At 57.3% G+C, this 14,464-nt stretch carries 10 protein-coding genes; 4 read left to right on the top strand and 6 right to left on the bottom strand.

From position 1 onward, the window contains the following. Positions 1 to 45: 45 nt before the first annotated feature. The gene (locus tag ACED87_RS03055; protein ID WP_449083508.1) at positions 46 to 1,203 is read left to right on the top strand and encodes a polyprenyl synthetase family protein; all 1,158 of its coding nucleotides are present in this window, start codon (positions 46 to 48) and stop codon (positions 1,201 to 1,203) included. Positions 1,204 to 1,335: 132 nt separating this feature from the next. Here ACED87_RS03055 and ACED87_RS03050 read toward each other — a convergent pair whose 3' ends face one another. Further along, a complete protein-coding gene (locus ACED87_RS03050; protein ID WP_449083506.1) occupies positions 1,336 to 1,707 on the bottom strand; it encodes an Rv2175c family DNA-binding protein in 372 nt (123 codons plus the stop codon). Between the two features lie 107 nt (positions 1,708 to 1,814). On the opposite strand from ACED87_RS03050, the gene ACED87_RS03045 reads away from it, so the two are divergent. Then, positions 1,815 to 3,278, top strand: a complete 1,464-nt coding sequence (locus tag ACED87_RS03045) for a serine/threonine protein kinase (RefSeq protein ID WP_449083504.1) — start codon at positions 1,815 to 1,817, stop codon at positions 3,276 to 3,278. Positions 3,279 to 3,403: 125 nt separating this feature from the next. Here ACED87_RS03045 and ACED87_RS03040 read toward each other — a convergent pair whose 3' ends face one another. Together ACED87_RS03040 and ACED87_RS03035 are read right to left on the bottom strand one after the other, a co-directional pair. Then, positions 3,404 to 4,765, bottom strand: a complete 1,362-nt coding sequence (locus tag ACED87_RS03040) for a class II 3-deoxy-7-phosphoheptulonate synthase (RefSeq protein ID WP_449083503.1) — start codon at positions 4,763 to 4,765, stop codon at positions 3,404 to 3,406. 163 nt (positions 4,766 to 4,928) lie between these two features. Continuing rightward, entirely contained in the window at positions 4,929 to 5,666 is a 738-nt protein-coding gene (locus tag ACED87_RS03035; protein ID WP_449089600.1) for a lysophospholipid acyltransferase family protein, read from the bottom strand. A 322-nt stretch (positions 5,667 to 5,988) separates the two neighbouring features. Here ACED87_RS03035 and ACED87_RS03030 point away from each other — a divergent pair, with 322 nt between their 5' ends. Both ACED87_RS03030 and ACED87_RS03025 read left to right on the top strand, forming a co-directional pair. After that, a complete protein-coding gene (locus ACED87_RS03030; RefSeq protein WP_449083500.1) occupies positions 5,989 to 8,091 on the top strand; it encodes an AMP-dependent synthetase/ligase in 2,103 nt (700 codons plus the stop codon). Between the two features lie 93 nt (positions 8,092 to 8,184). Then, positions 8,185 to 8,826 (top strand): NINE protein, encoded by a 642-nt coding sequence (locus ACED87_RS03025; RefSeq protein ID WP_449083498.1) that lies wholly within the window; start codon positions 8,185 to 8,187, stop codon positions 8,824 to 8,826. Between the two features lie 95 nt (positions 8,827 to 8,921). Here the strand turns inward: ACED87_RS03025 and ACED87_RS03020 are convergent, their stop codons facing one another. The 3 genes from ACED87_RS03020 to ACED87_RS03010 form a co-directional block, all read right to left on the bottom strand. Continuing rightward, positions 8,922 to 10,328 carry a mycothione reductase gene (locus ACED87_RS03020; RefSeq protein WP_449083496.1) on the bottom strand — a complete coding sequence of 469 codons (1,407 nt, stop codon included), beginning with the start codon at positions 10,326 to 10,328 and terminating at the stop codon, positions 8,922 to 8,924. A gap of 33 nt (positions 10,329 to 10,361) precedes the next feature. Further along, positions 10,362 to 10,568: a hypothetical protein gene (locus ACED87_RS03015; protein ID WP_449083494.1), complete on the bottom strand. Its 207-nt coding sequence runs from the start codon at positions 10,566 to 10,568 to the stop codon at positions 10,362 to 10,364. A 188-nt stretch (positions 10,569 to 10,756) separates the two neighbouring features. Beyond that, positions 10,757 to 14,206, bottom strand: coding sequence for a pyruvate carboxylase (locus ACED87_RS03010; RefSeq protein WP_449083492.1), 3,450 nt, complete (start codon positions 14,204 to 14,206; stop codon positions 10,757 to 10,759). Positions 14,207 to 14,464: the final 258 nt, after the last annotated feature.

The raw sequence follows: 14,464 nt of genomic DNA, 5'->3' as shown, positions 1-14,464 counted from the left end.
GAGGTCGGTTTTGACCAGGGCTAGGGCCCTATCTACTAGACTGGTGTGCAAAGCACCCCCAGACCCGAGGACGTCATGACCAACCAGCCAGCTCCCCTTACCGGCACCGATGAGTCCGCAGCCTATATTGAGGCTCTTGAAGCTGAAATGGGCCGCTTTTTTGCTACCCAAGAGGAGCTCATGACAGCCGTCTCGGTAGAGACTTTGCCGCTGCTTGAGTCCGTCCGCGCGCTCTCCACCGGGGGGAAGCGTCTACGAGCTCTGCTAGCTTACTGGGGCTACCGGGGCGCAGGCGGGGCGGGGGTGACCGACTCCATCGTTCGGGCAGGTCTAGCTATTGAGCTCTTCCAGACTGCTGCCCTCATCCATGACGATATTATCGACGCCTCAGACGCCAGACGAGGAGCCCCCAGCGTACACCGCCGCTTTGAGGCCATGCACCGCGAACTAGGCTATAAGACCAACCCCGCAACTTTCGGCACTTCAAGCGCTATTCTAGCTGGCGACACCTGCCTTACATGGTCAGAAATGGTTTTTTCATCTATCCCCGAGGTTACTGCCACCAGCGAAGCCCGTTTCATCTTCGATGTGATGCGCACCGAAGTCATGGCTGGCCAGTACCTCGATATTGTGGGCGAAGTTGTGCCCGAAGAAGAACCAGAAACTGCACTTAAGCGGGCCAAGAACGTCATTCGCTACAAGTCCGCCAAATACTCCTGTGAGCACCCTATAGCCTTAGGCGGGGCACTAGCCCTAGGCTTACCCCACGGCGAGGTATCCGATCTCATCACAGGCTACCGACAATTTGCCCTGCCCCTCGGCGAAGGCTTCCAGATGCGCGATGATGTACTAGGAGTTTTTGGCCAGCCCGAAACCACCGGCAAACCAGCAGGGGACGATCTGAGGGAAGGTAAGCGCACCGTCCTGACAGCTCTCACCGCGATGAAGTCCTCTCCTAGCCAGCGGGCTTTCTTGGAAGAGTCACTCGGCTCCCCCACCCTCAACGCAGAAACTATCGCCCAGTTACAAGAGCTCATACGGAACTCTGGGGCCTTAGAAGCAACTGAAGAGCTCATTGACGCCAAGGGTAATCAGGCTCTAGCTGCTCTTCAAACCCTAGATGGTGAAGCCGTGAACCTTGAAGCCACAGTGCAGCAGGCTCTGCGCGCTATTGCCGCTAAGGCCTTGCACCGCTCTTTCTAAAAGGCTTCCCTCACCTAGCTGTCCTTCTCGCATACCCCCTCATAGATATGCCCGCTGACAGATACACCCGCTGATAGAAAAGGCAGGCTTACACAGTGTGTAAGCCTGCCTTGAAGTATGGGGCCTAAGGCCTTACCAGGCTAGAGCCGAGGCGCGGCGGCGGATCTCAGTTTTACGGCCGTCAACCAGAGCATCAATAGGGCGGCCAGGTAGGGTCTCATCAGCAGTGTAAAGCCAAACAATCGCTTCTTCTGCGGTGAAGCCAGCATCTGCCAGCACACTCAAGGTCCCTTTCAAGGGTTCCAGTACGCGATCTTCATGCATGAAGAGGGCAGGCACCTTGCGGACGCCAGTTTCGGGGTCGCGCACGGCCAGTAGGGTGCCGTCCGCTAGCAGGTTATGAACCCGGGTGACCTTCAGGTCAAGGGCTTCTGCAATGTCGGGGATGGTAAGCCAATCGCCAACGAGAGCAATTACTTCGGGTGTAGTTTTTTCATCAGTCACCTATCCATTGTGCCCCAGAAACCGGCGAATCGGTAGGTAGTATCGGCTGAGGCACAGCAGGTAGGGTTTTCGGGCTCTTCCCAGGGCCCACCCGTACAATAGTGAGGATGACTCATAACTTCTCTGCTGCCCCCTGGCTGACCGGGGTTATTTTCAAGGGCCATTTTGAGGTAGGCCACCTGATTGCCCGCGGTGGCATGGCTGAGGTGTACCACGCAGTTGACCTGTGGTCAGATAACCCGGTGGCGCTCAAGGTCTTACTCCCCCACCTCTCAAACGACCCCGCCCAGCAACAGAAGTTTTTTAGAGAAGGCTCAGCACTCAAAAAGATTCAGCATAAGTATGTCGTAGGTGTCATCGATGAAGGCACCGAGACAGTCCACGGCCAGCAGGTTATGTTTCTGGTCCTCGAATACGTGCACGGGTGCACACTAGCCCAACTCCTGCAGCTACGGCCGGTGCTCTCGGTCGGCGAGATGCTACAGGTCATCATCCCTACCGTTGAAGGTTTATCAGAGGTGCACGCCCACCACCTTATTCACCGTGATATCAAACCCGCCAACGTCCTTCTAGAGGCCGAGACTGAAGGAGTTAAACTCTCTGATTTTGGTTTGACGCGCAGGGCCGATCAGAACGCCACCGGCCAGCTCATGGGCACCCCCTCTTTTGTGGCCCCAGAGATTCTTGACGTTGCCTCACCGGTAGGACCACCCGCCGACATCTTTGCTCTAGGGGTGATGATGTACCGCATGCTCACCGGGCGCATGCCGTTTGCTGGGGCCGATAACGACCAACAAGTGCTTTACCACAATATGAACACCGACATCCCCTCACTGACCCACCTAGCAGAGGGTATTTCTTCCGATATTGCAGGAATAGTAAGCTGGTGCACCCGCCGTAGCCCCCGCGACCGGCCCCAAGATGCCACCGAACTCTACCGGGCTCTTGGCGATATTGAGTCTCGCGCCAGCCAGCAAGAAAAAGCCTACCGCCTAGGGCAGACAGAGCAGCCGGTACCATCCCTGTGGGAGGCAGTTGCTGCTATTACAGAACAATCAGGGCGGGTACACCACAGGCACACTGCTATCACCGGCTTCGGTGCCGCAGATGACCTACTCGATGCAGGGTCTACCGGCCCCCTAACCGAGCAGGAACAGGCAATACGCTCAGCTGCGGACGCCCCCGTGGAGGTCTACTCCCCCACCAGCTTGGCCGGGGTTGGGCCCCAGACCGAAACTCAGGCCGTCCTCGAGACCCAGCTATCTGCCCATGAATCACACCAGGACCCTGCGGTAGTAGAGCACCCGTCTATCTCCGCTGAGTACAACAGGGCGCGGGCTGCTGCCTACCGTAGCAAACGCGCAAGTCTTCCCCCAGCATCTGCGGTACAGCCGGCCTCGGTGCGTGCTGCTGACCCTGCCCAATGGACTGCGCCCCAGCGTCGCACCCCTGCCCAACGGTGGCGTCCTCCGCTTTCCCCTACCGCTGTGGTTCTTAGTGTGATTCTGGTGCTCTTGGGTTTTGTTGCGGCCGGTCTTGTGGGCTGGTGGTTAGCTAGTTTGGTTCTCTAACCTAGCCCTCTAGCGTCTTTTTGTATCTGTCTTAGCATAGGGAAAGCCGCCGTAGCCCTATCTTGATACTCATGTTCAAGAAGAGGCAACGGCGGCTTGCTCTGTAGCCCTGTGAGCCTGCCCTCTTAGCGGCGGGCCAGGTACTCAGCGACCTGGAAAGCGATTTCCAGGGACTGCTGGTGGTTCAGTCGCGGGTCACAGAGGGTCTCGTAACGGTCAGCAAATGCGGCTTCTTCAATGGGGTCAGAGCCGCCTAGGCACTCGGCAACGTCATCGCCGGTCATTTCTACGTGGATACCGCCGGGGAAGGTTCCGAGGGCCTCGTGTACCTCAAAGAAGCCTTGAACTTCGTTCATGACGTCATCAAAGCGGCGGGTCTTGTAGCCCGAGGGCACGGAGATGGTGTTACCGTGCATGGGGTCAGTGACCCATACGACCTTGGCCCCTTCTTTCTGTACGCCCTCAACAATGGCGGGCAGGTTTTCACGGATCTTGTCTGCGCCCATGCGGGTGATGAAGGTCAGGCGGCCAGGTTCACGGTTGGGGTCAAGCTTGTTGATGAGGGCCATAGCGTCATCGGCGGTGGTGGTAGGGCCGAGTTTGACGCCGATGGGGTTGTGTACCTTGGAGAGGAAGTTAACGTGGGCGTCCTCTAGCCCGCGGGTGCGCTCACCGATCCAGAGGAAGTGGGCGGAGGTGTCGTAGGGCAGGTGGGTGCGGGAGTCTACGCGGGTCATGGCGCGTTCGAAGTCTAGTAGTAGGGCTTCGTGGCCGGTGTAGACGTCGGTGGTTTTCAGCGGGCCGAAGTCAGTTCCGCAGGCTTCCATGAATTTGATGGCACGGTCGATTTCACCGGCGATGGATTCGTAGCGGGCGTGAGCGGGGTTGGAGGTGAAGCCCTTGTTCCAGGAGTGTACTGAACGTAGGTCGGCAAAACCGCCCTGGGTGAAGGCACGAATGAGGTTGAGGGTGCTGGCGCTGGTGTGGTAGCCGTGCAACATACGGTTGGGGTCGTGAATACGGGATTCTTCGGTGAAGTCGAACCCGTTGACCATTTCACCGCGGAAGGAGGGGAGGGTCAGGCCGTTACGGGTTTCGTCGTTGGAGGAGCGGGGCTTGGAGAATTGCCCTGCCATACGGCCCATCTTCACTACGGGCATGGAGGCGCCGTAGGTCAGCACAACGGCCATCTGTAGTAGGGTTCGCACGCGGCCTGAAATTTTATCGGCTGTAGCACCTGCGAAGGTTTCGGCGCAGTCGCCGCCTTGGAGGAGGAAGGCTTCACCTTCTGCAACGCGGGCCAGGTCTGCGCGCATCTGGTCGACTTCACCGGCGAAGACCAGCGGGGGCACGTTGTTGAGTTCGTTGATGACCTTGGCAAAGTCGGGGTGCTGAGCCCATTGGGGGTGCTGGTCGATGTGCCGGGAGCGCCACTCTTCGAGTTCGGGTAGATCCTTGGGGGTGGGTGCGGTGCCGGGGGTGGTCACGGGTGACTCCTTTGTGTGTGGTCGCGAGAGATGAGCAGGGGTTGGGCTTTGTCTCTTCTTCAAAACTATTGGGCTTGGTGTGGAGGGTTCAAGGGCGTATCCAGTATGTGACATACAAGGTTGGGGCTAGGTGAGCGATCTAGTGCCCCTTGGGTTGGCCACCTTATGAGCGGTTCTCTAGGAGCCGGTCGGTTGCTTGGTCTGCACTGAGGCCTTCTGCAGCCATCAGCTTTTTGACGTCAGCGGCATAGACGGGGGTGACGGGGCGGCCGGTCATCTGGCTAATACGCTCTATCACCACATCTGCCAGTTCGCGCTGGGCTGCCCACTGATTCTCTCGACTCAGGTAGGGGGTTACGTCGATAGGTTCTCCGATGAGGGTCTTCACGCCGATGGGTGCACCGTCTTTGCGCAGACGCAGGCGGTTAGATCCGGGTACCTGCACCTGCTCGTTACCAAGCTGGGCAACAGGGATGATAGGGACGCCGGCCTCAAGTGCTAGCCGGGCTACACCAATTTTTGCGCGGTAGAGCCGGCCATCAGGGCTGCGGGTTCCTTCAGGGTAGATGCCTATTAGTTTACCTTCGCGTAGGGCGGCCACGGCAGCTGCTAGGGATTGGGCTGATTTGGCCCCGCCGGAGCGGTCGATAGGTAGCTGGCCGACTGAGGTGAAAAACCATTTCATCAGGCGCCCTTTGAGGCCTGGTGTGGTGAAATAATCTGACTTGGCGAGAAAGAAGACCTGGCGCGGGGCTGCCAGGGGCAAGAAGATAGAGTCGATGAATGAGACATGGTTACTTGCCAAGATAGCGCCGCTTGAAGCCGGAATGTTATCTGCCCCTATGACCTCGTGGTGATAGGCCCGCTGCACCAGGGGTTTGAGTACGGTGCGTAGGTGCATGTACATGGTGTCTCTCCTTAATGCGGGGCTAGTGTGAGGGTCTTGTGATGGGTGTAGGTGGCTCAGGGTATTTCGCTTCATATATATTGTATGCCCGAGGTGGGCTGGCTCAGAAATATACCCCTTATCTAGACCAGCCAGTATGAGTAAACTAGGCTGGCAGCCAAGCATTTCTACCCAAAAGCGTCATACCCGCCCAAAGCTAAGTTTTACCCTGCTTAGGGGCTGTACAATGACCAGAAAGCACCAGGTACCTGGCATCTGAGGCCAGGTACTGACAGCCCCTCCCCTTACCAGGGCAGGCTAGAGACAAGGTAACACCGTGAAAGAAATTCACTCCCCCCAGCTTGTTACTGTTGACCCGGCAGTCAACCTCACCGATATGGTGGAGCTACGCGCTCAAGATAGCCGTGACCCCCTGGTCTACCGGGTGCAGAAATCTACCGGCAACTGGGTTCCGGTAACTGCCAAGAACTTCCGCCAGCAGGTCATCAGCCTAGCTAAGGGGCTCATGGCAGCAGGAATTGAGGCCGGCGATGTTATTGGCGTGATGAGCCGCACCCGCTACGAGTGGACCTTAATTGACTTCGCTATCTGGTACGCCGGCGCTATCTCTGTACCCGTCTATGAGACGTCCTCCCCTGCTCAGGCAGCCTGGGCGCTCTCTCATTCTGGCGCTAAGGCTATCTTTGTAGAAAACAGTAAACTGGCAGACCTCATTGACCAGGCCCGTACCCTCACCGAAGAAGAACTGTCCCTTGATACCCTCAAGGACGTGTGGGTCATTGAGAATTCTGCTATCGACACTCTTACTGCCAGCGCTGCCTCCGTCTCTGATGAGGAGGTTGAAGAACGCCGCTGCCTTGCCACTCTCGATACGGTGGCCACCATCGTCTACACTTCCGGCACCACCGGTCGCCCCAAGGCCTGCCCCATTACCCACGGTAACTTCGTGCGCCTGTCCGCCAATGCCAAGCTGACCATTCCTGAAATTGCCAACGAAACCAACTCAACCCTGCTCTTTCTTCCCCTGGCCCATGTGCTAGGGCGCCTGGTTCAGGTGCTGGCTTTTGATGCTGGCCTGACGGTGGGGCATGCCCCGGACATCAAGAACCTCTCCACCGACTTAGCTTCTTTCCAGCCCACCATGCTCCTGGTGGTGCCCCGTGTCTTTGAAAAGGTCTACGAGGGAGCTATCAAGAAGGCCGAGAAGGGCGGTAAGGTCAACGCTAAGCTCTTCCACCGTTCGGTAGATGTTGCTATTAAATGGTCCCAGGCTAAAATCGCTGGCACCATGACTCCTACCCTCACCCTCCAGCACAAGTTCTACGACAAACTGGTCTACTCCAAGCTCCGCAAGGCCATGGGTGGCAAGGTGCGGTTTGCGGTATCTGGTGGCGGGCGCCTGGCCCCGCACTACGGCCACTTCTACCATGCGGTAGGCATCCAGGTTGTTGAAGGCTACGGCCTGACCGAAACCACCGCTCCCCTTGCTGTGGGGCGCATCCGCAACTTCGACATCGGTAACGTAGGCACCCTCATCCCCGGTGGTTCAGCCCGTATCACTCAGGACGGCGAACTAGAGTTCAAGGGCGTCGGCCTGATCTCTGGCTACCTGGATAACCCCGAAGAGAACGCGGCAGCTTTCACCGAGGACGGCTGGTTCCGCACCGGCGATCTGGCCCGCATTGATAATGAGGGCAAAATCTACATCACCGGCCGCAAGAAAGAAATCATTGTGACTGCTGGCGGTAAGAACGTCATGCCGGTCCCTGCCGAAGACCGTCTGCGTCAGTCTCCCTTTGTCTCCCAGGCCATGCTCGTAGGCGATGAAAAGCCCTTCATCTCAGCGCTCATTACCCTGGACCCGGACGTCCTGCCCGATGAGCTAGAGCGTATCGGTCTGCCCCGCACTCTTTCCCTCAAAGAGGCCTCTACCAATCCCCGCGTGCGCGAGGCTATCCAGAAGTTCATTGATGACGCTAACGCCCTGGTCTCTAAGGCTGAGTCTATCCGCGAGTTCCGTATTCTCGATAAGGACTTCACCGAGGCTGAAGGGCACCTCACCCCCTCCATGAAGGTACGCCGTAAGCAGGTGCTAGCTGACTTCAACTCTTACATTGAAGATATCTACAACCGCACCAAGACCACCATGGCTGAGACCGCTGAGCGAGTACAGGAGCTTCGCGCAGAACAGACCGAGAAGTGGGACCAGTTCAAGGCTGTCCAGGCTGAGAAGATTCAAGAGTTCACCGAGACCCAGGGGCAGAAGCTCCACGAGCTGGCAGAGAAGATTCAGCAGGTCGCGCCCCTCCCCGGCCACAAGGGTAAGGACGCTGCTACCGGCTCTAGCTCCGATGAGCAGGTTGAAAAGGCCGCCAGTGACTGGGTTGATGTCAGAGAGACCGAGGACGACACCAAGTAAGAATGTACCAGCCTTTTCCCACATTTCTCTTAAGATATGACTAGTTAGGAGCTTTCTCCTAACCCCACACATGCACCTGAAAAGAGAGAACCCTTGTCTGAGAACCTATCCCCTACCCCAGCATTCAAGAACAAAGATGCGCAAGCCAGCTCACCTGCCCAGGGTACTGCAAGCGTAGATGAAACCGCCAACGATACTCTAGCTACTCTCAACTCACCGGCAGAGCAGCCAGCAAACACCGTAGAAGAAACAAGGCCCTCTGCTGAGCAGCCAACAACGGAGCTCGTTAGCTCTTTCTCAGCAGAGAATCACCCCGACCAGGGCTACCAGCAGCCCCAGTTTGACCAGGGCGCACCCCAGCAGCCCCAATTTGCCCAGGGCTACCAGCAGCCTCAGTTCGCACAGGGTGTACCGCAGCAGCAGGGCATGCCCACTGTTAACGTCAATATGGTTGCCCCACCCATGATTGTTGCTGCAAAATCAACTGCTGTAGCTTACCTGCTCTGGTTCTTCCTCGGCGGCTTGGGTGCCCACAAGTTCTACCTTAAGCAGTCAGGGATGGGGGCAGCCTACCTTGTGACCTGGCTTCTTGGCCTTGCAACCGCCGTCATTATTATTGGCTGGTTCCTCCTGGGTATTGTATTTATTCTGCTCATCGTTGATGCCTTCCTCATTCCTGGCCAGGTACGAGATGTCAACAGCCAGATGGCCCGATCTGCTTACCGTCAGTATTAAGAGATTATCTCCTGCAAAAAGGGGCCTTCCTCACTTCAGCGAGGAAGGCCCCTTTTTTCTACGCTATCACCTAGAGACCAGCAGGAAAGAGACAGTTAATCCAGGTCAAGGCCCAGCAGGGCATTCTCGACTACCTCGGTCAGAGCCGGGTGAATCCAATACTGGCCACGGGCCATATCACCAGCTGAAAGCCCAAAACTCATAGCCTGAATCAGAGGCTGAATCAGGTTAGGGGAATCCTCACCAATGAGATGAGCCCCCAGCAGCTCACCGGTATCTTTACGGGCAATGAGCTTGCAGACACCTTCGCTATCGCCCATAGCCCAGCCGTAAGCTACATCGCCAAACTTCTGCTCCTTGACCGTTACCTCATAGCCTTCAGCCTCAGCCTGCTCCCTCGCCTGGGTTTCAGTCAAGCCAACCGCAGCGATAGGCGGGTGAGTGAAAACTGCCGCGGGCACATAACGGTGATCAGTAGCCCGCAACTGCTCAGGGTGCACAATGTTCCACTGAACAGTGCGCATCTCAGCATTGGCCACATGCTTGAGCTGGTAGGGTGAACTCACATCACCCAAAGCCCAGACGCCCTTAACCGGCTGACCACCAGAGAGCACCCGCTGATAGTCATCCACCTGTATTAGGCCCCGCTCATCCACATCAAAGTAGGTGGCAGCCTCAAGGGTGTCGGAATTAGGGGTGCGACCGGTCGCCACTAAAACCAGATCTGCTGGCACCTTCACCTGCTCACCGGCGTCCTCAAACACCACAGTCACCGTACCATCGTCAGCAGGCTCAATGGACTTCAAACCGTGGTTAATACGTAAATCCCACTGACGGGCAGCCTCACGGGTAAAAATCTCGGCAATAGTATCATCGTGGCTACGCAAGAGACGGTCTGAACGGACCGCCTGAGTGACCTGGGAACCTAGACCAGAGAAAACATGGGCAAATTCGCTAGCAATAAAACCGCCACCAATGACCACCACACGCTCAGGCAGCTCATCAATGCGCATCACCGTATCAGAGGTGTGCACCTGGGGCAGGTCAATACCGGGTACCTCTGGTAAGGTCACACGGGAACCAGCAGCCAGAACCAGCTGGTCGGCAGTTAGCTCAATACCCGATACGGTCACCAGGCTATGAGTTCCAGTGAGCTTAGCGTACTCCTGGTAAACATCCACCGCCTCTAAAGACTTGCGCCACTCTAAACCACCCTCGCTGATGGAGTCGATACGGCCGAAGATTCGGTCGCGAATCTGCCGCCAGGCGGTGTGTTGGTGCTCAAGTTCGACCCCTAGGCTGGCAGCCTCCTTGGCCCGGGCAACAACAGAGGCCGGGTAGACGTACATCTTGGTAGGAATACAGCCCACGTTAAGGCAGGTACCGCCAAAGCGGCCGCCGTCAATCAGGGCAATTTTCTTGCCCTCGTAGTCCTCGTTGGGTAAGGAGTTACCGGACCCGGATCCGATAATAATGAGGTCGTAGTGGCGGGGTGAGCTCATGGGGCTTACCTTTCGTCTATGGGTCAGTCTGTCTTAACGGTGCGCAGGTGCCTGTACTGTAGGCTCTGCCTTAGCGCGGAAGTTTTTCTGCATCTGGCGAAAAACCAGCAGGTTACCGACCACGATATGTAAGAAGCCAAGAGCCATCACATAGATGTTCCAGCCACCTTGCGGGGCCAGCACGCCCAGCAGCAAGAGAATCGCGCCAAAACCAATGATTAACAGGTGAGTTACGTTCATGCTTCCTAGCCTACAGGTAGGGACCAGATTCCTCCCGTAGTCCTTGTAGCCCACACCTACAATCGTCATTTTTCTGGTCCCTTCACCTCTCTATTGAGTCTATTAAGATAAAAAGAGAGGCGGACGCCCGCCCCAGCTTCTATAAGCCGGGTGCGAGCGTCCGCCCCTTGTCTAGCCCTGATAGAGGGTTACTTGACGTTGACCACAATCAGTAGGTCACCACCAGCTACCTGAGCAACATCGTTGTAAACGATGCGCTCAACAGTACCTGAGACGGTTGAGGTGATGGAGGCTTCCATCTTCATAGCCTCAATGGTGGCCACCTGGTCACCTGCTGAAATCTCATCACCAGGCTTGACGGAGATAGAGACGCCACCAGCGAAGGGCGCTGCAATGTGACCGGGGTTAGAAGCGTCTGCCTTCTCAGCTTCCTTGACATTGGACTCTACAGAGTTGTCACGAACCTTCACGGTACGCGACTGGCCGTTGAGGGTGCAGATAACCTCACGCATACCCTTTTCGTCCGGCTCAGAGATAGCCTTCAAGGTAGCAATGAGACGAACACCCTTACCCAGGGAAATCACGTGCTCACGCTTGAGGACCATACCGTAGAGGAAGTCACGGGTGTGCAGGATGGAGAGGTCACCGTACTCCTCGCAAGCCTTCTCGAAGTCGCGGGTGGGGCCAGCGAAGAGGAGGCGGTTCAGTGCGGAGCGACGGGTTGCTGAGTCGCTGTTGAGCTCCTTCAGATCCTCGTCTGACAGGTCGTTGACGCTGGGCTTAGCAAGCTTGCGACCTTCCAGTGCACGAGTACGGAAAGGCTCAGGCCAGCCAGCAGGCGGGGTGCCAAGCTCACCGTTGAGGAAGCCAATAACGGAGTCAGGAATATCGAAGTTCTGGGGATCCTTCTCGAAGTCCTCAGGTGAAACACCCATACCGACCAGCTGCAGGGCCAGGTCGCCAACCACCTTAGATGAGGGGGTTACCTTGACGATGTGGCCGAGCATACGGTCAGCGGCTGCGTACATGTCTTCGATGTCTTCAAAGCGCTCACCCAGGCCCAGGGCAGTTGCCTGAGCACGCAGGTTGGAGAGCTGACCGCCAGGAATCTCGTGTGAGTAGACGCGACCGGTCGGTGAAGAAAGACCCATCTCAAAGGGCTTGTAGATGCTACGGACGGCCTCCCAGTAGGGTTCCATTGCGCAAGCAGCTTCCAGTGAGATAGAAGGTGCACGGTCAGTGTACTGCAGGGCACCAACAAGAGCTGAGAATGAAGGCTGTGAGGTGGTACCTGCCATGGAAGCAGAAGCCACGTCAACAACGTCCACGCCAGCTTCAACAGCAGCGAGCAAGGTACCGACCTGGCCGCCTGCGGTGTCGTGGGTGTGCAGGTGCACCGGCAGATCGAATCGCTCGCGCAGGGCGGTGATCAGACGGCGTGCAGCCTCAGGACGCAGCAGACCAGCCATGTCCTTAATAGCCAGGATGTGGGCACCGGCCTCTACCACCTGGTCAGCCAGGTTCAGGTAGTAATCCAGGGTGTAGGTCTGCTCGTTGGGGTCTAGCATGTCGCCGGTGTAGCAGATAGCTACTTCAGCAACAGCTGTACCGGTGGCACAAACAGCCTTAATAGCCGGGGTCATCTGGGAAACGTCGTTGAGGGAGTCGAAGATACGGAAGATATCAACGCCGGTTTCAGCAGCTTCCTTCACGAATGCATCGGTAACCTCGGTGGGGTACGGGGTGTAGCCCACGGTGTTACGGCCGCGCAGAAGCATCTGGATAGGCAGGTTGGGCATGGCTGCACGCAGGTGAGCCAGGCGCTCCCAGGGGTCTTCGCTCAAGAAGCGGAGGGCAACGTCGTAGGTTGCACCACCCCATGCCTCAACAGAGAAAAGCTCGGGGGTAACGTAAGCTACTGCCGGTGCTGCCGCGAGCAGGTCGCGGGTACGCACACGGGTTGCCAGCAGTGACTGGTGGGCGTCACGGAAGGTGGTATCGGTAATCAATACTTCCTTGGTGTCGCGTACAGCCTTGGCAAAACCTTCAGGGCCTAGCTCCAGTAGGCGCTGACGCCAGCCTGAGGGGAATTCGTGATCTGAAGGGTCAAAGGGTGAGCGGAAGGGCTCTTCGGTCTTATCGCCAGGGAAGTGCGGCAGCTTGGTGCGGGGGTCGATACCCTCGATGCGCTCACCGTTAGGCTTGTTCACGGTGACGTTAGCCAGGTACTGCAGGGCCTTGGTGCCGCGGTCTGCACCGGGCTTCTTGGTCAGCAGTTCGGGGTGCTCATCGATGAAGGGGGTTGAGACGTCACCGGCGCGGAAGGTCGGGTCCTCAAGAACAGCCTTGACGAAGGGGATGTTGGTGGCAACACCGCGAATACGGAATTCAGCCAGTGCACGGGAGGCACGCTGTACGGCGTCCTCGAAGGTGCGGCCGCGGCAGGTGAGCTTGACCAGCATGGAGTCAAAGTGAGGTGAAATCTGTGCACCGCTGTAGACGGTACCGCCATCTAGACGGATGCCTGAACCACCGGCTGAACGGTAGTAGGTAACCTTTCCAACGTCGGGGCGGAAGCCGTTTGCAGGATCCTCAGTGGTGATACGGGACTGCAGAGCGAAGCCGCGTACACGCAGCTCGTCCTGGCGGATGCCTAGGTCCTCTAGGGTCTCACCGGCAGCAATGCGCATCTGTGCCTGTACCAGGTCAATATCGGTGACTTCTTCAGTCACGGTGTGCTCAACCTGGATACGGGGGTTCATTTCGATGAAGACGTGCTGACCTGCGCGCTCACCGGCGGTGTCGACCAAGAATTCGACGGTACCGGCGTTAACGTAGCCCAGTTCCTTAGCGAACTTGACTGCGTCGCGGAAGAGAGCCTGACGGATCTCTTCGTCGAGGTTGGGGGCAGGAGCAATTTCGACGACCTTCTGGTGACGACGCTGCAAGGAGCAGTCACGCTCGAAGAGGTGCACAATGTTGCCTTCATTGTCGGCCAGAATCTGGACCTCAATGTGGCGGGGGCGCAGTACAGCCTGCTCCAGGAATACGGTGGGGTCACCGAAAGCGGTGTCGGCCTCACGCATTGCAGCTTCCATAGCTGAACGTAGGTCTTCGCGCTTTTCGACGCGGCGCATACCGCGGCCACCACCACCGGCGACAGCCTTGACAAAGATGGGGAAGCCAATTTCTTCGGCTTCAGCAAGGAGCTTATCGACATCCGCACTGGGTTCGGTGGACTTGAGCACCGGGATACCTGCACGGCGGGCAGCCTTAAGAGCCTCAACCTTGTTGCCGGCTAGGTCCAGAACCTCCGGCGGGGGGCCGATGAAGGTGATGCCAGCGTCCGCAGCGGCGCGGGCTAGGCCGGAGTTCTCCGAGAGGAAGCCGTAGCCCGGGTAGATAGCATCGGCGCCGGCATCTTTGGCGACGCGAATGATTTCCTCAACATCGAGGTAGGCGCGGACGGGATGGCCCTCTTCACCAATCGGGTAGGCCTCATCAGCCTGCTGACGGTGAATGGAGTGGCGGTCTTCGTAGGGGAAGACACCAACGGTCTTAGCACCGAGCTCGTAGGCCGCGCGGTAGGCGCGGATTGCGATTTCGCCGCGGTTAGCGACCAGAATCTTTGAAAACATTTTCTTCCGTTCTGCCCCACCCAACACTTGAGGGTGCGATGAGGCTAAGCCACAATTCGTGTGTGAACACATCATAATATATCTTTAGATGCCCTCACGCGCTTGGTTTTGCTTCATTTTTTCTAGTGGGGTCGTAATGAAAAGATTTTATTGTGAGCATCATCACAAATACTTGGGTTGGTAAGTGTGAGCTTGCCCGACTTTTCCCACCACCAAGAGCTAGGCACCCACCCTCTTCGGTAGCATAGAAAGTCAGTG

The sequence above is a fragment of the Rothia sp. 32237D007AR genome (assembly GCF_053544675.1).
This window is presented reverse-complemented; position numbering and strand designations above follow the sequence as displayed.